This is a genomic window from Mesorhizobium sp. Root554, assembly GCF_001427025.1.
GTDB lineage: Bacteria > Pseudomonadota > Alphaproteobacteria > Rhizobiales > Rhizobiaceae > Mesorhizobium.
Map to the genome: position 1 here is coordinate 3,174,261 of NZ_LMGA01000001.1, position 17,197 is coordinate 3,191,457.

Annotated in this window: 17 protein-coding genes; 13 read left to right on the plus strand and 4 right to left on the minus strand. The window is 62.9% G+C overall.

Features of this window, described 5'->3' with window-relative positions; translation table 11 throughout:
* From hisA to coaA, 5 genes are read left to right on the plus strand one after another with little or no spacing between them, the layout of a single operon-like run.
* Positions 1–747 carry a 1-(5-phosphoribosyl)-5-[(5-phosphoribosylamino)methylideneamino]imidazole-4-carboxamide isomerase gene (hisA, locus tag ASD44_RS15445; protein ID WP_056113840.1) on the plus strand — a complete coding sequence of 249 codons (747 nt, stop codon included), beginning with the start codon at positions 1–3 and terminating at the stop codon, positions 745–747.
* Positions 747–1,583, plus strand: a complete 837-nt coding sequence (locus tag ASD44_RS15450) for an arginase family protein (protein ID WP_056113843.1) — start codon at positions 747–749, stop codon at positions 1,581–1,583. Before hisA ends, ASD44_RS15450 begins: the two co-directional genes overlap by 1 nt.
* A complete protein-coding gene (gene hisF / locus ASD44_RS15455) occupies positions 1,580–2,374 on the plus strand; it encodes an imidazole glycerol phosphate synthase subunit HisF (RefSeq protein WP_056113845.1) in 795 nt (264 codons plus the stop codon). The genes ASD44_RS15450 and hisF overlap by 4 nt, the downstream gene beginning before the upstream one ends.
* A gap of 9 nt (positions 2,375–2,383) precedes the next feature.
* Entirely contained in the window at positions 2,384–2,710 is a 327-nt protein-coding gene (locus ASD44_RS15460; RefSeq protein WP_056113848.1) for a phosphoribosyl-ATP diphosphatase, read from the plus strand.
* A gap of 17 nt (positions 2,711–2,727) precedes the next feature.
* Positions 2,728–3,687 (plus strand): type I pantothenate kinase, encoded by a 960-nt coding sequence (gene coaA / locus ASD44_RS15465; RefSeq protein ID WP_056113851.1) that lies wholly within the window; start codon positions 2,728–2,730, stop codon positions 3,685–3,687.
* Positions 3,688–3,708: 21 nt separating this feature from the next.
* On the opposite strand, the gene ASD44_RS15470 is transcribed toward coaA, so the two are convergent.
* The 4 genes from ASD44_RS15470 to ASD44_RS15485 form a co-directional block, all read right to left on the minus strand.
* Positions 3,709–4,329, minus strand: a complete 621-nt coding sequence (locus tag ASD44_RS15470) for an alpha-ketoglutarate-dependent dioxygenase AlkB (RefSeq protein WP_056113854.1) — start codon at positions 4,327–4,329, stop codon at positions 3,709–3,711.
* Between the two features lie 93 nt (positions 4,330–4,422).
* Positions 4,423–4,941, minus strand: coding sequence for a peptidoglycan-binding protein LysM (gene lysM, locus ASD44_RS15475; RefSeq protein WP_056113857.1), 519 nt, complete (start codon positions 4,939–4,941; stop codon positions 4,423–4,425).
* A gap of 57 nt (positions 4,942–4,998) precedes the next feature.
* A complete protein-coding gene (gene arfB / locus ASD44_RS15480) occupies positions 4,999–5,436 on the minus strand; it encodes an alternative ribosome rescue aminoacyl-tRNA hydrolase ArfB (protein ID WP_056113860.1) in 438 nt (145 codons plus the stop codon).
* 85 nt (positions 5,437–5,521) lie between these two features.
* Positions 5,522–7,132 (minus strand): phosphoenolpyruvate carboxykinase, encoded by a 1,611-nt coding sequence (locus ASD44_RS15485; RefSeq protein ID WP_056113863.1) that lies wholly within the window; start codon positions 7,130–7,132, stop codon positions 5,522–5,524.
* A gap of 348 nt (positions 7,133–7,480) precedes the next feature.
* Between ASD44_RS15485 and ASD44_RS15490 the strand changes: the two genes are divergently transcribed.
* The 8 genes from ASD44_RS15490 to tsaE all read left to right on the plus strand — a co-directional run bounded on the left by ASD44_RS15490 (position 7,481) and on the right by tsaE (position 17,182).
* The gene (locus ASD44_RS15490) at positions 7,481–8,182 is read left to right on the plus strand and encodes a response regulator transcription factor (RefSeq protein WP_156459930.1); all 702 of its coding nucleotides are present in this window, start codon (positions 7,481–7,483) and stop codon (positions 8,180–8,182) included.
* Between the two features lie 8 nt (positions 8,183–8,190).
* Positions 8,191–9,978 carry a sensor histidine kinase gene (locus tag ASD44_RS15495; protein ID WP_056113870.1) on the plus strand — a complete coding sequence of 596 codons (1,788 nt, stop codon included), beginning with the start codon at positions 8,191–8,193 and terminating at the stop codon, positions 9,976–9,978.
* Positions 9,978–10,430, plus strand: a complete 453-nt coding sequence (locus tag ASD44_RS15500; RefSeq protein ID WP_056113873.1) for a serine kinase — start codon at positions 9,978–9,980, stop codon at positions 10,428–10,430. Before ASD44_RS15495 ends, ASD44_RS15500 begins: the two co-directional genes overlap by 1 nt.
* 157 nt (positions 10,431–10,587) lie before the next feature.
* Positions 10,588–10,989: a PTS sugar transporter subunit IIA gene (locus tag ASD44_RS15505; RefSeq protein ID WP_056113874.1), complete on the plus strand. Its 402-nt coding sequence runs from the start codon at positions 10,588–10,590 to the stop codon at positions 10,987–10,989.
* Positions 10,986–11,282, plus strand: coding sequence for an HPr family phosphocarrier protein (locus ASD44_RS15510; protein ID WP_056113878.1), 297 nt, complete (start codon positions 10,986–10,988; stop codon positions 11,280–11,282). The genes ASD44_RS15505 and ASD44_RS15510 overlap by 4 nt, the downstream gene beginning before the upstream one ends.
* 142 nt (positions 11,283–11,424) lie before the next feature.
* Positions 11,425–12,819, plus strand: coding sequence for an adenosylhomocysteinase (gene ahcY, locus ASD44_RS15515; protein ID WP_056116322.1), 1,395 nt, complete (start codon positions 11,425–11,427; stop codon positions 12,817–12,819).
* 296 nt (positions 12,820–13,115) lie between these two features.
* Positions 13,116–15,668 carry a PAS domain-containing sensor histidine kinase gene (locus tag ASD44_RS15520; RefSeq protein ID WP_056113881.1) on the plus strand — a complete coding sequence of 851 codons (2,553 nt, stop codon included), beginning with the start codon at positions 13,116–13,118 and terminating at the stop codon, positions 15,666–15,668.
* Positions 15,669–15,676: 8 nt separating this feature from the next.
* Entirely contained in the window at positions 15,677–17,182 is a 1,506-nt protein-coding gene (tsaE, locus tag ASD44_RS15525) for a tRNA (adenosine(37)-N6)-threonylcarbamoyltransferase complex ATPase subunit type 1 TsaE (RefSeq protein ID WP_056113883.1), read from the plus strand.
* The last annotated feature ends 15 nt before the right edge of the window (positions 17,183–17,197 follow it).

A 17,197-nucleotide genomic window follows, 5' to 3' on the forward strand; every position in this document is an offset into this window, starting at 1 on the left:
ATGATCCTTTTTCCCGCCATCGACTTGAAGGACGGCCAGTGCGTGCGCCTCAGGCACGGCGACATGGATACTGCGACCATCTACAACGACGATCCGGCATCACAGGCGAAAGCCTTCGAGGATCAGGGCTTCGAGTGGCTGCATGTCGTCGATCTCAATGGCGCGTTCCAGGGCCACAGCATCAACAGCGCCGCTGTGGGTGCCATCCTCAACGCGACCAAGAACCCTGTCCAGCTGGGCGGCGGCATCCGCACTCTGCCACAGATCGAGGATTGGCTGGATCGTGGGCTGGCGCGGGTCATTCTCGGCACGGTCGCGGTGCGCGATCCGGATCTGGTGAAGGAAGCCTGCCGTCTTTTCCCCGGCAAGGTCGCCGTCGGCATCGACGCCAAGGGCGGCAAGGTCGCCGTCGAGGGTTGGGCCGAAGCTTCGTCGTTGGGTGTCATTGAACTGGCGCAGAAATTCGAGGGCGCCGGTGTCGCGGCCATCATCTACACAGACATCGACCGTGACGGCGTGCTGATGGGAATCAACTGGGACTCCACCATCGCGCTCGCCAACGCCGTGTCGATCCCGGTCATCGCCTCCGGCGGCCTGGCGTCCATCGACGACATCGTGCGCATGACCCGGCCTGACGCAGCCAAGCTTGAGGGCGCGATTTCCGGCAGGGCGCTTTATGACGGCCGCATTGATCCGGCCGAGGCGCTGTCGGTCCTGCGTGGTGACGCAATCCGGGGCCGTGGCTGATGAAAGTCACATTCATCGTTGCGCCTTACGACAGCGGCCAGGTCTATGCGGGCTTCGGACAAGGCCCCGAAGCGCTGATCGCCGGTGGGCTGGTCGAGGAACTCACGCTCAACGGACATGACATCGAGGTCAGGGACATCGGCGAGGTCGGCGATGCGCCGCGCGAGATTTCGACCGGTTTCGCCGTCTGCGCGGTGGTGGCGAAGACTGTGGGCGAGGCGCTTGGCCGTGGCCGGTTTCCGATAGTGCTGGCGGGGAACTGCCTTACATCCGTTGGAGCCGTCGCCCGTGAGGCCGCCGATTCCATCGTCTGGTTCGACCAGCATGCCGACATCAACACGCCGGACACGTCCACCACCGGGTTTCTCGATGGCATGGCGCTGGCCGCCGTTCTGGGTCTCTGCTGGCGCGGCATGACGGGCGCGATCCCAGGATTCACGCCGATAGACCCTGCGCGCTGCCTGCTTGCCGGCGCACGCGATCTGGATGCAGCGGAAACAAGGCTGCTTGAAGAACTGCCGGTGATCCGCGCCGCCTGCGGCAGCGCGCCGGAAAAGATGGCCGCCCTGAAAGCAGCCGGCGCTACCTGCGCGCATCTGCATCTGGACCTCGACGTGCTGGATCCGGAAAAATTGCAGGTCAACCGCTACGCCGGTCCCGGTGGACCCGATCCCGAGCAGCTGCGCAACGCAGTGTGCGGCCTTGTCGGTCATGTTCCCATCGCCGGCATGACCATATCCGCCTATGACCCGGCCTTCGATCCGAGGGCAGAGGTGCCACCTGTGGTCGGCAAAATGCTGGCGGATTTCCTCGCGGCCATGGAGCGCAGCCGGTGACATTGAAAGCCCGCGTCATCCCCTGTCTCGACGTCAAGGATGGCCGCGTCGTCAAGGGCGTCAATTTTGTCAGCCTCGTCGATGCCGGCGATCCGGTCGAGGCCGCCAAGGCCTATGATGCCGCCGGCGCCGACGAGCTTTGCTTCCTCGATATCACCGCCTCGTCCGATAACCGCGAGACCATCTTTGATGTCGTCGCCCGCACCGCCGAGCAGTGCTTCATGCCGCTCACCGTCGGCGGCGGCGTGCGGCAGGTGGCCGATATCCGCAAACTGCTCCTTGCCGGCGCCGACAAGGTGTCGATCAACACGGCGGCGGTGAAGAACCCGGAATTCGTTGCCGCCGCGGCCGACAAGTTTGGCAACCAGTGCATCGTCGTCGCCATCGACGCCAAGAAAGTGTCCGCAGCAGGCGAGGAAGACCGCTGGGAAATCTTCACCCATGGCGGCCGTGAGAAGACCGGCATCGATGCGGTGGAGTTCGCGCGCAAGGTGGTCGATTTGGGCGCCGGTGAAATCCTGCTCACCTCCATGGATCGCGATGGCACCAAGATCGGCTATGACATCGCGCTGACGCGCGCCGTCGCCGATGCCGTCCGCGCGCCGGTCATCGCCTCTGGCGGCGTCGGCACGCTGGAACACATGGTCGATGGCGTCCGCGACGGCCACGCGGCGGCCGTGCTGGCCGCCTCGATCTTTCACTTCGGCACCTATACCATTGCGCAGGCCAAGCAGTTCATGGCCGCCGCCGGCCTGCCGATGCGACTCGACTCCGTTCCGCAACGACCTTAAACGGGCGTCATGGCTACTTTTTCGCTCTCCGACCTCGAAACCATCGTCCGTGAGCGGTCGCAGTCGGGCGACGCCGGTTCATGGACCGCGAAGCTGTTTTCGCAGGGCATTGACAAGGCCGGCCAGAAGCTGGGCGAAGAGGCGGTCGAAACGCTGATAGCCGCTATCCGCGGCGACAAGAAAGCTCTCGTTTCGGAAAGCGCCGATCTCCTTTATCATTGGCTGGTGGTGCTCGCCATTTCGGGGGTTTCCCTGGTCGATGTCATGGCGGAACTGGAGCGCCGGACCGGGCGTTCGGGCATTGCGGAAAAGGCCTCGCGCCAAAAACCGGACTGAGGATTTCAGGAAACGCGATGGACCAACTGGCTCCAACTGAAAAATACTCTCCGTACCTGTTCTTTTCCGCCTCGGAATGGGCCGAGTTCCGGGCCGACACGCCGCTGACGCTGGGCGCCGACGAAATCAGCCGCCTTCGTTCGCTGAACGATCCGGTCGATCTCGAAGAGGTCAAGCGAATCTATCTGTCGATGTCGCGGCTGCTCTCCGCCCATGTTGAATCCAGCCAGTTGCTGTTTCGGCAGCGGCAGGCCTTCTTCAACAGGGCGAGCGCCGTCAAGACGCCTTACATCATCGGCATTGCCGGGTCGGTGGCCGTCGGCAAGTCGACCACGGCGCGCGTGCTCAAGGAACTTCTCGCCCGCTGGCCTTCCAGCCCGAAGGTGGATCTGGTCACTACCGACGGCTTCCTGCTCCCCAACGAGGTATTGCGCCGCGAGAACCTGATGGAGCGCAAGGGCTTTCCCGACAGCTATGACGTCGGCGCGTTGCTGCGCTTCCTGTCGGGAATCAAGGCCGGGCTGCGCGATGTGCACGCGCCGCTCTATTCGCACCTGACCTATGACGTCCTGCCGGGCGTCTATGCGACCATCGACCGGCCGGACATTCTCATTTTCGAAGGCATCAACGTGCTTCAGCCGGGCAAGCTGCCGCGTGACGGCACCTTCGTGCCGTTCCTGTCCGATTTCTTCGATTTCTCGATCTATATCGATGCCCATGAGGACCTGATCCACGACTGGTACATCGCCCGTTTCATGCGGCTGCGCGAAACCGCTTTCCGCAATCCCGAATCCTTCTTCCACCGCTATTCGCGGCTATCGGAGAACGCCGCCCACGCGATCGCCGAAGGTCTTTGGACCAACATCAATTTGAAGAACCTGCGCGAGAATATCATGCCGACAAGGCCCCGCGCCGATCTCATCCTGCGCAAGGGCGCCGACCATCTGGTCGAGGAAGTGGCGCTGCGCAAGATTTGACCGGCTTGCAGTCCCTGCGGCTCAGGCGGCCGGGATCGTCACGCGCCGCAGCGTCAAATTGATGCGGCCGCCATTGCTCATCAGCGTCGATGTTTTCGGATAGATTCGATCGACGCCGTGGAAGCTAAGCCTGCCCTCGCCGCCCAGCACGACGACATCGCCGCTTTTCAGCCTGAACGAAACCGTCGCGTCGCCGCGCTGCGTGCCGCCGACCCTGAACAGGCAGTCATCACCCAGGGAAACGGAAACCACCGGTGCGTCGAAGTCGCTTTCGTCGCGATCCTGATGCAGGCCCATCTTGGCCTCGGCGGCATAGAAATTGACCAGGCAGGCCTCCGGCGGATGAGGATAGCCGGCGACCTCCTGCCACAGATCGAGCAGCGCGTGCGGAATGGGCGGCCACGGCTGGCCCGTGACAGGGTGCGTCGGCTGGTAGCGGTATCCGCGTTCCTTGTCTGTAACCCAGCCGAGCGACCCGCAATTGGTCATGCGCACGCTCATTTCCTTGCCCGTGCGCGGCATGGCTGGCACATATAGGGGGGCTGCCTGCACGGCGGCACGGATACCGGACAGAAGGTCCAGTTGCGCCTCCGGCGAAAGATAGCCGGGCAGGTGGCGCACGCCTTTCGGCAGATCGGTCATGGGGCATCCTTTCCTGGGCTTGAACGAATATGGCGCGCCCAAAGAAAAACGGCGACCCGAAAGCCGCCGTCTCCCGTAATCTGTTGCGACCGATCAGGCGGTCTCGATATCGGGAATGCGCAGGACCTGACCCGGATAAATCTTGTCGGGATGCGTCAGCATCGGCTTGTTGGCCTCGAAGATGACGGTGTATTTCGAGGCCTTGCCCTTGCCATACTGCGCTTCGGCGATCTTGGAGAGGTTGTCGCCCTTCTTGACCGTGTAGAACACTGGCTGCTTCGCCGGAGCGGAGGCTTTGACCAACTCGGTCATGTCGACATTGCCGTCGAGCTTCACGCTCGATTCCGGCGCCACCACCTTCAGCTCATCGGCCTGGACCTTCGATACGCCCAGCGTATTGCCAACCGCGATGATGGCTTTTTCGAAGATCGACTGGTCCTTGACCACGCCCTTGAGGACTGCGGTGTCGCCCCTGACTTCGACCTGAACCTGATCGGTGCCGAGCTTGTGCGAATCCAGTTCCTTTTTCAGGCTGCCGGCATCGGGGGTCGGGTCGTCGCCACCGATACCCAGTTTCTTGCCGACGCTCTTGACGAAATCGAACATACCCATCTTGGCACTCCTCGCTGTTGGCCTTGCTCCGCAAAGTGACGCAAGACGTTGCAATCTTCAATCGCTATCGACCCTGCCGCGCAGCTTCTTGACCGTTGACCTGCCCGCCTTCGTCTTCAGCCGTCTTTCGACCGAGCCCTTGGAGGGCCGGGTTTTCTTGCGCGGTGGCGGCGGTGGCTCGGCAGCCTTGGCGACCAATGCGGTCAGCCTGGCGCGGGCGTCCGCTCGGTTCTGCTCCTGGGTCCGGAAACGCCCGGCCTCGATGACGATGACACCGTCCTTGGTGGCGCGCTGTCCGGCGAACTTGATCGTCCGCTCGCGCACGCGCTCCGACAGGCCGGGCGCTCGCGCCGCGTCGAAGCGAAGTTGCACCGCGGTCGCCACCTTGTTGACGTTCTGGCCGCCGGGACCCGAGGAGCGGATGAAGCTTTCCTCGATGTCGTCGGGGTGAATGACCGCATCGGCGGCAACGATGATCCTGTCCTCGGCGCTCATAAGGCAGTCATGGCAAGGCTTTGACCAAAAGAAAAGGCCCGGTCGCCGGGACCGGGCCTGGAAAAGGGACCGTCTGCCGGGAGGTCTACTCGGCAGCTTCCCGGGAACGGGGCGCGGCGCCGCGCACATTGGCGTCGACATGCGTTTCGAATTTCTCGAAATTGGTGATGAACATGCCGACCAGCTTGGCCGCTTGCCGGTCGAATGCGGCCTTGTCCGACCACGTGGACCGCGGATCGAGGATAGCGCCATCGACGCCGGGCACGGAAACCGGCACTTCAAAGCCGAAATTGGCGTCGGTGCGGAACTCCACGCCCTTGAGCGAACTATCCAACGCGGCCGAAAGCAGGGCCCGGGTCGCCTTGATCGGCATACGCCTGCCTGTGCCATAGGCTCCGCCTGTCCAGCCTGTGTTGACAAGCCAGCAGGTAACGTCGTGGCGGGCAATCAGTTCACGCAGCAATTCGCCATATTCGGAGGGATGGCGCGGCATGAAGGGTGCGCCGAAGCAGGTGGAGAATGTCGCCTCAGGCTCCGTGACACCTTTTTCCGTACCCGCCACCTTCGCGGTATAGCCGGACAGGAAATGGTACATGGCCTGCGCCGGGGTAAGCCTGGCGATCGGTGGCATCACGCCGAAGGCATCGGCCGTCAGCATGATGATGTTCTTCGGATGGCTCGCGCGTCCGGTCTTGCTGGCATTGGGAATGAAATCCAGCGGATAGGCGCAGCGCGTGTTTTCCGTCAGGCTGCCATTGTTGAAATCCGGCACGCGATTGCCGTCGAGCACGACGTTTTCCAGCACGGTGCCGAAACGCTGGGTGGTCGCGAAGATTTCCGGCTCCGCTTCGGCTGAGAGCTTGATCGTCTTGGCGTAGCAGCCGCCCTCGAAATTGAAGATGCCATGCGGACCCCAGCCATGCTCATCGTCGCCGATAAGCGTGCGTGACGGATCGGCCGAAAGCGTCGTCTTGCCGGTGCCGGAGAGGCCAAAGAACACGGCGGCGTCGCCGTCCGGTCCTTCATTGGCCGAGCAGTGCATGGGCATGACGCCCTTCGCCGGCAGCAGGTAATTCAGTGCGGTGAAGACCGACTTCTTCATTTCGCCGGCATAGGAGGTGCCGCAGATCAGCACGATCATGCGCGTCAGGTCGAGCGCGATCATCGTCTCGCCGCGGCTGCCATGCCGTGCCGGGTCGGCGCGGAACGAAGGCAGGTCGATAATCGTCATTTTCGGCAGGAAATCCGCCAGCGCAGCCGTCTCCGGGCGGATCAGCAGGTTGCGGATGAACAGCGAGTGCCAGGCGAATTCGGTGACGACGCGCGTCGGCAGGTGAAGTTCGGCATCGGCGCCGCCAACCAGATCCTGAACGAAAAGATCCTTCGACGCCGCGTGGGCGACGAAATCGCCCAGCAGCGTGTCGAACTGTGCCTGGGTGATGGCCTTGTTGTTGTCCCACCAGATATGCGGCTCGGTGTTCGCGTCGCGGACGACGAATTTGTCCTTCGGCGAACGTCCGGTGTGCTGGCCGGTTTCGGCGACAAGCGCGCCGCCGGCGGTGAGGCGGGCCTCGCCGCGCCGGATGGCCTCCTCGCAAAGGTCGGCTGCCCCGAGATTGTAGCGGACCGTGCCGGTCGTTTTCAGGCCGATCGAATCGATCCCGCTAGCGGGGTTGCGTATGCCGAGTTCCGACATGAAGGTTCCTTCTTCTCTGGTTGCCGCATTTGCCCCGGGGAAATTCGGGAGCCCTCTTGTCGGAGCCTGGAAGGGTCAGAACCAGAAAAAGCAAGCGATATCAAATCATTAATCGATTTAAAAATTTTGAAAGTTGTTTAAATCGTTTATATGTGCAAAACTTTTGCCGGTTGCCCAAAGGATTGCCGGCGCACGAGCGTCCAATCCGCATGAGGGTGCGGTTGTGGACATGCTCGGAACCTGCCTGTAGGAGTTCAGGCGCAGTGCCACATTTTGTACCTAATTTGTCCTGCAGAAGCCCCTTCTCGATGCAGTAAGGGACTTACGCTCATGAGGGAGCCGCTTGAAATGGCGACGATCGCGCTTGTCGACGACGACCGCAACATTCTGACCTCGGTTTCGATCGCACTGGAATCGGAAGGTTACCGCGTCGAGACGTACACGGATGGCGCCTCCGCGCTGGAAGGTCTGACCGCGCGCCCGCCCAATCTGGCCATCCTCGACATCAAGATGCCGCGCATGGACGGCATGGAACTGCTGCGCCGCATGCGTCAGAAGTCCGATCTTCCGGTGATCTTCCTGACCTCCAAGGACGACGAGATCGACGAGCTTTTCGGCCTGAAGATGGGCGCCGACGACTTTATCCGCAAGCCGTTCTCGCAACGCCTTCTGGTCGAGCGCGTCCGCGCCGTCCTGCGGCGCGCCAACGCCCGCGAGGCAGCGGCCAAGACGCCGAACCAGCAGGCTCGTTCGCTCGAGCGCGGCCAGCTCGTCATGGATCAGGAGCGCCACACCTGCACCTGGAAGGGCGAGCCGGTCACGCTCACCGTGACGGAATTCCTCATTCTCCATTCGCTGGCCCAGCGCCCCGGCGTGGTGAAGAGCCGCGATGCGCTGATGGACTCGGCCTATGACGAGCAGGTCTACGTCGATGACCGCACCATCGACAGCCACATCAAGCGGCTGCGCAAGAAGTTCAAGCAGGTCGATGACGATTTCGAGATGATCGAAACGCTCTACGGGGTCGGGTACCGGTTTCGCGAGGCCTAGGATCGGCTATGGCGGTGGATGTGGAGCGGAGAAGGCCAGCCGCCATGGCCAGGCGGTCTTCCCCGATTCTGCCACCCTTTCTGTCGAAGCTGGCGTTGCGTCTGAGGCGGTTTCTCGGCCACTACATCTTTTCCAGCCTGACCCGCCGCATCCTGTTCCTCAATCTGGCCGGCCTCGCCGTCCTCGTCATCGGCATTCTTTATCTGAACACCTTTCGCGATGGCCTGATCGATGCGCGGGTCGAGAGCCTGATGACGCAGGGCGAGATCATCGCCGGCGCCATCGCAGCCTCGGCGACGGTCGAGACCAACTCGATCTCCATCGATCCAGAAAAGCTGCTGGAGCTCCAGGCGGGCGAAAGCATCGGTCCCGCCACCGATCAGCTCGACAACCTCGATTTCCCGATCAATCCCGAACGGGTGGCCCCGGTGCTGCGGCGGCTCATTTCGCCAACCCGCACGCGCGCCCGCATCTACGATCGCGATACCAACCTGCTACTGGATTCGCGTCATCTCTATTCGCGCGGCCAGATCCTGCGCTACGATCTGCCGCCGGTCGCGGAGGAAGAACCCGACCTGCTCGATCGCGTGCAGAAGTTCATCTTCGACGTTTTCCGCAAGGGCGATCTGCCGGTCTACAAGGAACAACCGGGCGGCAACGGCGCGGCTTTTCCCGAAGTGGTCAAGGCGCTGACCGGCAGCCCCTCCACCATCGTCCGCATCTCCGAACAGGGCGAGCAGATCGTCTCGGTCGCCGTGCCGATCCAGCGCTTCCGCGCCGTGCTCGGCGTCCTGATGCTGTCGACCGAAGGGGGCGACATCGACAAGATCGTCTCCGCCGAACGCAAGGCGATCCTGCGCGTCTTCGGCATCGCCGCCATGGTCACCGCGCTGCTTTCGTTGCTGCTCGCCTCCACCATCGCAAACCCGCTGCGGCGGCTTTCGGCGGCGGCGGTGCGGGTGCGGCGCGGCGTCAAGAATCGCGAGGAAATTCCCGACTTCTCCGACCGCCAGGATGAGATCGGCAATCTGTCGATTGCAGTGCGCGACATGACCAATGCGCTCTACGCCCGCATTGAGGCGATCGAAAGCTTCGCCGCCGATGTGTCGCACGAACTCAAGAACCCGCTGACATCGCTGCGAAGCGCCGTCGAAACCCTGCCGCTGGCCAAGAACGAGGAATCGCGCGGCCGGCTGATGGACGTCATCCAGCATGACGTCAAAAGGCTCGACCGGCTGATAACCGACATTTCCGATGCCTCCCGCCTCGACGCCGAACTGGCGCGCGAGGATGCGGATCGCATCGACCTGAAGAAGTTCATCACCGACCTGGTCGATGCCTCGGCGGAGGGATCGCACCACAAGAAGAAGGTCGAGGTCGAACTCAAGGTTGCGAAGCTGCCGCAGGGCGTCAAAACCTATCATGTCGTCGGGCATGATTTGCGCATCGGCCAGGTCGTCACCAATCTGATCGAAAACGCCCGCTCTTTCGTCCCGGACGAGCGGGGCCATATCGCGCTGACGCTGAACCATACGGGCAAGTTCGTCATCCTCACCATTGACGACAACGGGCCTGGCATCCGCCCGGACGCCATCGACCGCATCTTCGAACGGTTCTACACGGACCGCCCTTCCGGAGAAGCCTTTGGACAGAATTCCGGACTTGGCCTTTCCATCAGCCGGCAGATCGTCGAAGCGCATGGCGGCACTCTAACGGCCGAAAACATCCCTGGCACCAAGCCTGGCGAGGTCAAGGGCGCCCGTTTTGTCGTGACGCTGCCGGCCGAAGGCGGCTGATGTCAGCCATAAATCTCCATGGCACAGCTATAGTGGTGGGCGACCGGGGCGTTCTGGTGACGGGCCGGTCCGGCGCCGGCAAGACGACCCTGGCCTTGGCCTTGGCGGACCATTTCTCCCGCAGGGGCCTGTTTTCCCGGCTTGTCGCCGACGACCAGCTTTTTGTCGCCGCACACGCCGGACGCGTCGTCTGCACCGCGCCAGCCAGTATTGCGGGCCTTGTCGAGGTGCCGGGCATCGGACCGCACCCGCTGTCTTCGGTGACGGCCGCGGTGATCGACCTTTGCATTTGCCTTGTCATGCCGGACGCCATGCGGCGGTTTCAGGAAGATGCTGTGGAAACGATTGCCGGCTGCGCCGTACCTGCATTGTGTCTTGCCGAGCGCAACGTCACAGCCGCGGTGCCTGCGGTCGCTGCGAAGCTTGGCCTTGCTCCATTTGGGCCGAAGTGATGCCGGTTTCATGCTGCAATGCGTCAAAATGGCTCGGTGCGGCGCAATTTTGCACTTGTCAACGCGCCAAGCCTCGACAAGATAGCGCTCCCGCCGCCGGAACGGCCGGCGAGCATAAATGGGCCTGTGAAGAGGCCATGACGGGAGCCGCCAAAGAATGATCGGACTCGTGCTCGTGACGCACGGTCAGTTGGCCAACGAATTCCGCCACGCTGTCGAGCACGTGGTGGGACCCCAGGAAAATTTCGAAACCGTGGCCATCGGCGCCGACGACGACATGGAGCAGCGCCGCCGCGACATCGTCGGCGCGGTTGAGCGGGTCAACACGGGAGCCGGTGTGATCGTGCTCACCGACATGTTCGGCGGTACCCCCTCGAATCTGGCGATTTCGGTAATGGAGTCCGGTCAGACGGAGGTGATTGCGGGCATGAACCTGCCCATGCTGATCAAGCTCTCCAGCATCCGCAAGGGCGACGACATGGCCACGGCGCTGACGCAGGCGCAGGCGGCTGGCCGCAAGTACATCAACGTCGCCAGCCAGTTGCTGACCAGCAAATGAACGACACGGCTTCCGACAAGACAGAGATCGTCCGTGAGTTTCGCATCATCAATCAGCGTGGGCTTCATGCGCGCGCTTCCGCAAAGTTCGTGCAGGTTGCCGGCAGCTTCCAGGCCTCGGTGGATGTCGAGAAGGATGGCGTCAAGGTCGGAGGTACCTCCATCATGGGCTTGATGATGCTGGCAGCCAGCCCCGGCTGCTCGATCCGCGTCATCGCCAGCGGCCCGGAGGCGCGTCAGGCGCTCGAAGCGCTGGAGGACCTTGTCGCCGCCCGCTTTGGCGAGGAAATTTAATTTTCCAGGACATGCAGGGATAAAGATTTCTTTATATCCCATTGTCGAGCGTGCGCCCTTCTGCTAGTCAGACGCCACATCGCGATCCCTTGTGGCGCATGCCGCGCGGGCGCGTCTATCGGAAAACCGACTGGAGTTCGCCATGAGCAAAGATTATGTGGTCGCCGACATTTCCCTCGCCGCCTGGGGTCGCAAGGAAATCGAGATAGCAGAAACGGAAATGCCGGGCCTCATGGCCTGTCGCGACGAGTTCGGCGGCAAGAAGCCGCTGAAGGGCGCGCGTATTTCGGGCTCGCTGCACATGACGATCCAGACGGCGGTGCTGATCGAAACGCTCAAGGTGCTGGGCGCGGATGTTCGCTGGGCGTCCTGCAACATTTTCTCCACCCAGGATCACGCGGCCGCCGCCATCGCCGAAGCCGGCATCCCGGTCTTCGCGATCAAGGGCGAGACCCTTGAGGAATACTGGACCTACACCGACCAGATCTTCCAGTGGGCCGATGGTGGGCCCACCAACATGATCCTCGACGATGGGGGCGACGCCACCATGTACATCCTGATCGGCGCCCGCGCCGAGGCTGGCGAGGATGTTCTTTCGAACCCGGGCAGCGAGGAGGAGGAAATCCTCTTTGCCCAGATCAAGAAGCGCATGAAGGCCTCCCCCGGTTTCTTCAGCAAGCAGCGTGAGGCGATCCGCGGCGTCACCGAGGAAACCACCACCGGCGTCAACAGGCTCTACCAGTTGCAGAAGAAGGGCCTGCTGCCCTTCCCGGCGATCAACGTCAACGACTCGGTCACCAAGTCGAAATTCGACAACAAGTACGGCTGCAAGGAATCGCTGGTCGACGGCATCCGCCGCGGCACCGACGTCATGATGGCCGGCAAGGTCGCGGTCGTGTGCGGCTATGGCGACGTCGGCAAGGGCTCGGCCGCCTCGCTCAAGGGCGCCGGCGCCCGCGTCAAGGTCACCGAGGTCGATCCGATCTGCGCGCTTCAGGCCGCGATGGACGGCTTCGAGGTCGTGACGCTGGAAGATGCGGCCCCGACCGCCGACATCGTCATCACCACCACCGGCAACAAGGACGTCATCACGCTCGACCACATGCGCGCGATGAAGGACATGGTCATCGTCGGCAACATCGGCCACTTCGACAACGAGATCCAGGTCGTCGCGCTGCGCAATCTGAAATGGACGAACGTCAAGCCGCAGGTCGACATGATCTCGTTCCCGGACGGCAAGCGCATGATCCTGCTTTCGGAAGGCCGCCTGCTCAACCTCGGCAACGCGACCGGGCATCCGAGCTTCGTCATGTCGGCTTCCTTCACCAATCAGGTGCTGGCGCAGATCGAGCTCTATTCCAAGCAGGGCCAGTACCAGAACCAGGTCTATGTCCTGCCCAAACACCTCGACGAGAAGGTCGCCCGTCTGCATCTCGACAAGCTGGGCGCCAAGCTGACGGAGCTTTCAGGCGAACAGGCCGCTTATATCGGCGTGACCACCACCGGGCCGTTCAAGCCGGAACACTATCGCTATTAATTCTGCTGCTGCGGAATACCAAATGTTGAAGCCGGGTGAATTGACAATTCATCCGGCTTCATTTTTGCGCGCCGGTGCTTCACGCCGATTCGGCGAGGCGTTATTGTGAACTGATTCGCGAAGCTTCCGGCTGGCGCGTGGCCCCGGCAGGGGAATCGGTCTGGAACCGGTCACGTGTCTGCTTTCCTGGTATCGGGGCGTTCTTTGCGTGTCCAATTCGGGCGCGGAACTTTCGATTCGAGGATAGAAACCGGCCGACGGGCGGTCTTGCATTCAGGCGGCGGAGAGGACAGGACATGCCGGGGGAAAACCCGCTGAAAGCGGGACAGGCCGCTTCCGGCGGCCACAAGGATTCGACCGTCAATCCGCTATCGGCTGGTGGAGCGGGTTCCTTGTGTCGTGGGCTCAGGGCTCTGCTGGCCGGTTCCACGGCCTTCATCGCCGCTTTCTCTTTCGCCGGCGATGCCAACGCGCAGCAAGTCGCGAAAGCACTTCCTGTCAGCACTGTGGAAGTCATACAGCTGGCGGTCTTCGTGGGCGTCATGGGCGCCGCCCTGATCTCGGCCATTCTGCTCATTCGCGAGCGGGCAAGGACGGCATCGGAGAATGTCCAGCTTCGAGCCCGTATCGCCGATGTGAATGCTGCCTTGCAGCGCTCGGAAGCGCTTTTGAACCTGCGCGACCAGCGGGTGATTGCGTGGAGCACCGAAAACCGGAAAACCGAGCTCATCGGAACGCTGCCGGTCGAGACCGGAGCGCCGGAAGACCGTTCGGCCTTCCTGGCTTTCGGCCGCTGGCTGATGCCACGCTCGGCGGCCGCGCTGGAGCATGCGCTGACGGCCTTGCGCGAGAAAGGCGCCGCTTTCGACTTGGCGGTTGAAACGCAGGCCGGCGCGCCGCTTGAAATTCAGGGGCGCAAAAATGCGTCCTATGTCTTCGCCCGCTTCCTCTCTCTTTCCGAGACGCAGCGCAGCCACGCCAGGCTGAAGGTCGAAAACCAGCGGCTCACATCGGACCAGGAAACGATTCTCGGTCTGCTCGACGCGCTGAAGATGCCGTTCTGGGTGCGCGCTGCCGATGGAAGGCTGAAATGGGTCAATCGCGCCTATGCAGCAGCGGTCGAGGCCGACAATTCGGATGCCGTCATCCGCGAAGGCAAGGAGTTTTTGGGCAGCAGCGCACGCGAGGCGATTGCCGAACAGCACAGGTCCCGTCCGGTATTCGAGCATACGCTCCCAACCGTCATCGGCGGCGACCGCCAGATGTTCACCGTCACCGATGTTGCTACCGCTGAAGGATCGGCCGGGCTGGCCTGTGACGTCAGCGCCATCGAGACGGTGCGCGAGGAATATGAGCGCACCGTCCAGAGCCACGCCGACACGCTGGATCAGCTCAATACGGCAGTCGCCATATTCGATGCCGATGCGAAACTGCGCTTCTTCAACCAGGCTTTCCAGAAACTCTGGGCGCTCGACATCGCCTTCCTGCACTCCTCGCCCGACAATGCGCTTCTGCTCGACAGGTTGCGCACCGAAGGCAAGATCGCAGAACAGCCGGAATGGCGGCGCTGGAAGGAAAACCTGCTCAGCGCCTACCGCGCCGTCGAATCGCAGGAGCATTGGTGGCATCTGCCGGATGGCAAGACCGTGCGTGTCATCGCCAACCCGCAACCCAAGGGCGGGGTTACCTGGGTGTTCGAGAACCTGACCGAGAAGATCGACCTGGAAAGCCGCTATCAGACAGCCGTGCGCGTGCAGGGGGAGACGCTGGACAACCTGGCGGAAGGGGTGGCGGTGTTCGGTCCGGATGGGCGGCTGCGCCTGTCGAACCCGGCCTTTGCCGCTCTGTGGCGGCTTGATCCCGACCAGGTGAAGCCCGGCGAGCATGTGTCGGTCATCCGGGATCTCTGCGACGCGCGCGCCAAGGATGGACCCTGGGCCGGTTTCGTCGCCGCCATAACCGGCTTCGACGAGGAGCGTCGCGACCGTCACGGTCAGACCGAGCTGACCGACGGCTCCATTTCGCGCTATGCCGTCATCCACCTCCCCAACGGGCAGGTAATGATCACCTTTGTCGATGTGACCGACAGCGTCAATGTCGAGCGGGCGCTGAAGGACAAGAACGAAGCGCTGCTAAAGTCCGACCAGTTGAAGAACGAGTTCGTGCAGCACGTGTCATACGAACTGCGGTCGCCGCTCACCAACATCATCGGCTTCACCGAACTGCTTTCGCTGCCGGGCACCGGTCCGCTGAGCACCAGGCAGCGCGAATATGTCGAGCATATCGGCTCGTCGTCGTCGGTTCTGCTCACCATCGTCAACGACATTCTGGACCTTGCCACCGTCGATGCCGGTATCATGCAGCTCGATATCTCCGAGGTGCAGATAGACCGCACCATCGCCGCGGCGGCTGACCTTGTCGCCGACCGGCTGGAAGAGCACAAAATATCGCTGAAGATCGAAGCGGCAGCTGCCCCGAAAAGTTTCCATGGCGATGAAATCCGCATCCGCCAAATCCTCTACAATCTTCTCAGCAATGCGGTGAACTACGCACCGGAGGCCAGCGTCGTGGTGCTGGCCTGCCGCCAGTCCGGCGCCGGCGTCGAGTTCTCCGTCCATGACGACGGGCCGGGAATGCCGCCCGACGTTCTGGAAACGGTCTTCCGGCGCTTCGAGCCAAGGGTCAACGGCGGACGCCGCCGCGGCGCTGGTTTGGGCCTGTCCATCGTCAAGAGCTTCGTCGAGCTTCACGGCGGCTCCGTCCGCATCGAGACCGGCGAGAATCGCGGCACCACCGTAGTCTGCACTTTCCCTGATGCGCCGTCGGGCATCCGCGAAGCCGCCGAGTAGCGCTGCCCATGGCTGACGGGGGCATGGAACGCTTTCTCGCCGATGAAGCGGCGACGGCCAGGCTGGGCGAGGACCTCGCCATGGCCCTGCGTCCGGGCGATGTGTTTGCGCTTCAGGGTGATCTCGGCGCTGGCAAGTCGACGCTTGCCCGTGCCCTGATCCGCGCGCTTGCCGACGATTCCGCCCTCGATGTCCCGAGCCCGACCTTCACGCTTGTCCAGAGCTACGAGACGCGCGTTCCCATTCATCACTTCGATCTCTACCGGCTAGGCTCGGCGGCTGAACTGGACGAGCTCGGCCTCGACGACGCGCTGGCCGAGGGCGCGGCGCTTGTCGAATGGCCGCAGCGCGCCGCATCCAGGCTGCAGCCGACTCTGACCGTCGAGCTTGTCCATAAGGGTGACGGTCGCTTGGCGGTCATGTCCGGCGGGATTGCTCTCGATCGGGTGAAGCGCTCGCTGGCCATGCGCGATTTTCTCGGGTCTGCCGGTTGGGGAGAAGCCCTCCGCCGCCATTTGACCGGCGATGCCTCCGCGCGTTCCTATGAGACGGTCTCGTTGGAACGCGAAGCGCCGCGCGTGCTGATGAACTCGCCGCCGCTGGTGCTCGGTCCTCCCGTGCGCGGTGGCAGGCCCTATGCCGAGATCGCCCATACGGCGCAGACGGTGGCCGCCTTCGTCGCCCTCGATCGCGCCTTGCTGGAGGGTGGCGTCAGTGTTCCGGAAATTTATGCGCGGGACCTCGACGCGGGCTTTCTGCTGCTTGAAAACCTAGGATCGGGCAACTTTCTGGACGAGGCGGGAAGCCCCGTCGCCGAACGCTATGCCGCCGCCGCCGAACTTCTCGCGGCGATGCATGGCCGTCGCTGGACTGACGCAATGGAAGCAGCCCCGGGCGTCGTCCATCACGTGCCGCCGTTCGACCGTGACGCCATGATGATCGAGGCGAGTCTGCTGCTGGACTGGTATGTGCCCGCCGTCACTGGCGATGCCGCATCCGAGCGACTGCGGGGTGATTTCGAGCGCGAATGGCAGGGACTGTTCGACCGCCTCGCGGACGCCGAATACGCGCTGATGCTGCGGGATTTCCATTCGCCGAACATCATCTGGCGCGGCGAACGGCGGGGACATGACCGCCTTGGCATCGTTGACTTCCAGGACGCGCTCATCGGCCCTGCCGCCTACGATGTCGCCTCGCTGGCCATGGATGCGCGCGTCACGGTGCCTATGGAGATCGAGCAATCGACGCTCGACGCTTATGAAGCGGCGCGCCGCGCCGCGGGCGCTTTTGACGAAGGCGCGTTTCGCGAATCCTATGCGATCATGGCGGCGCAGCGGAATTCGAAGATTCTCGGCATCTTCGTGCGGCTGGATCGTCGGGACGGCAAGCCGGCTTATCTGAGGCATCTGCCGCGCATCCGCGACTATCTGCGGCGCGCGCTGGGACATCCATCTCTGGCGGGGCTGAACCGCCTCTATGCCGAGAACGGCATCCTTGAGGAAAGAGCGTTGTGAGCGGTCGAAGCATCC

Coding starts and splice junctions, on each gene's coding strand:
- coaA (WP_056113851.1), top strand. CDS start 2,728: ATGGACCAACTGGCTCCAACTGAAAAATACTCTCCGTACCTGTTCTTT.
- ahcY (WP_056116322.1), top strand. CDS start 11,425: ATGAGCAAAGATTATGTGGTCGCCGACATTTCCCTCGCCGCCTGGGGT.
- ASD44_RS15485 (WP_056113863.1), bottom strand. CDS start 7,132: ATGTCGGAACTCGGCATACGCAACCCCGCTAGCGGGATCGATTCGATC.
- arfB (WP_056113860.1), bottom strand. CDS start 5,436: ATGAGCGCCGAGGACAGGATCATCGTTGCCGCCGATGCGGTCATTCAC.
- ASD44_RS15490 (WP_156459930.1), top strand. CDS start 7,481: ATGGCGACGATCGCGCTTGTCGACGACGACCGCAACATTCTGACCTCG.
- ASD44_RS15470 (WP_056113854.1), bottom strand. CDS start 4,329: ATGACCGATCTGCCGAAAGGCGTGCGCCACCTGCCCGGCTATCTTTCG.
- tsaE (WP_056113883.1), top strand. CDS start 15,677: ATGGCTGACGGGGGCATGGAACGCTTTCTCGCCGATGAAGCGGCGACG.
- ASD44_RS15450 (WP_056113843.1), top strand. CDS start 747: ATGAAAGTCACATTCATCGTTGCGCCTTACGACAGCGGCCAGGTCTAT.
- hisA (WP_056113840.1), top strand. CDS start 1: ATGATCCTTTTTCCCGCCATCGACTTGAAGGACGGCCAGTGCGTGCGC.
- ASD44_RS15505 (WP_056113874.1), top strand. CDS start 10,588: ATGATCGGACTCGTGCTCGTGACGCACGGTCAGTTGGCCAACGAATTC.
- ASD44_RS15500 (WP_056113873.1), top strand. CDS start 9,978: ATGTCAGCCATAAATCTCCATGGCACAGCTATAGTGGTGGGCGACCGG.
- ASD44_RS15460 (WP_056113848.1), top strand. CDS start 2,384: ATGGCTACTTTTTCGCTCTCCGACCTCGAAACCATCGTCCGTGAGCGG.
- ASD44_RS15510 (WP_056113878.1), top strand. CDS start 10,986: ATGAACGACACGGCTTCCGACAAGACAGAGATCGTCCGTGAGTTTCGC.
- ASD44_RS15520 (WP_056113881.1), top strand. CDS start 13,116: ATGCCGGGGGAAAACCCGCTGAAAGCGGGACAGGCCGCTTCCGGCGGC.
- lysM (WP_056113857.1), bottom strand. CDS start 4,941: ATGGGTATGTTCGATTTCGTCAAGAGCGTCGGCAAGAAACTGGGTATC.
- ASD44_RS15495 (WP_056113870.1), top strand. CDS start 8,191: ATGGCGGTGGATGTGGAGCGGAGAAGGCCAGCCGCCATGGCCAGGCGG.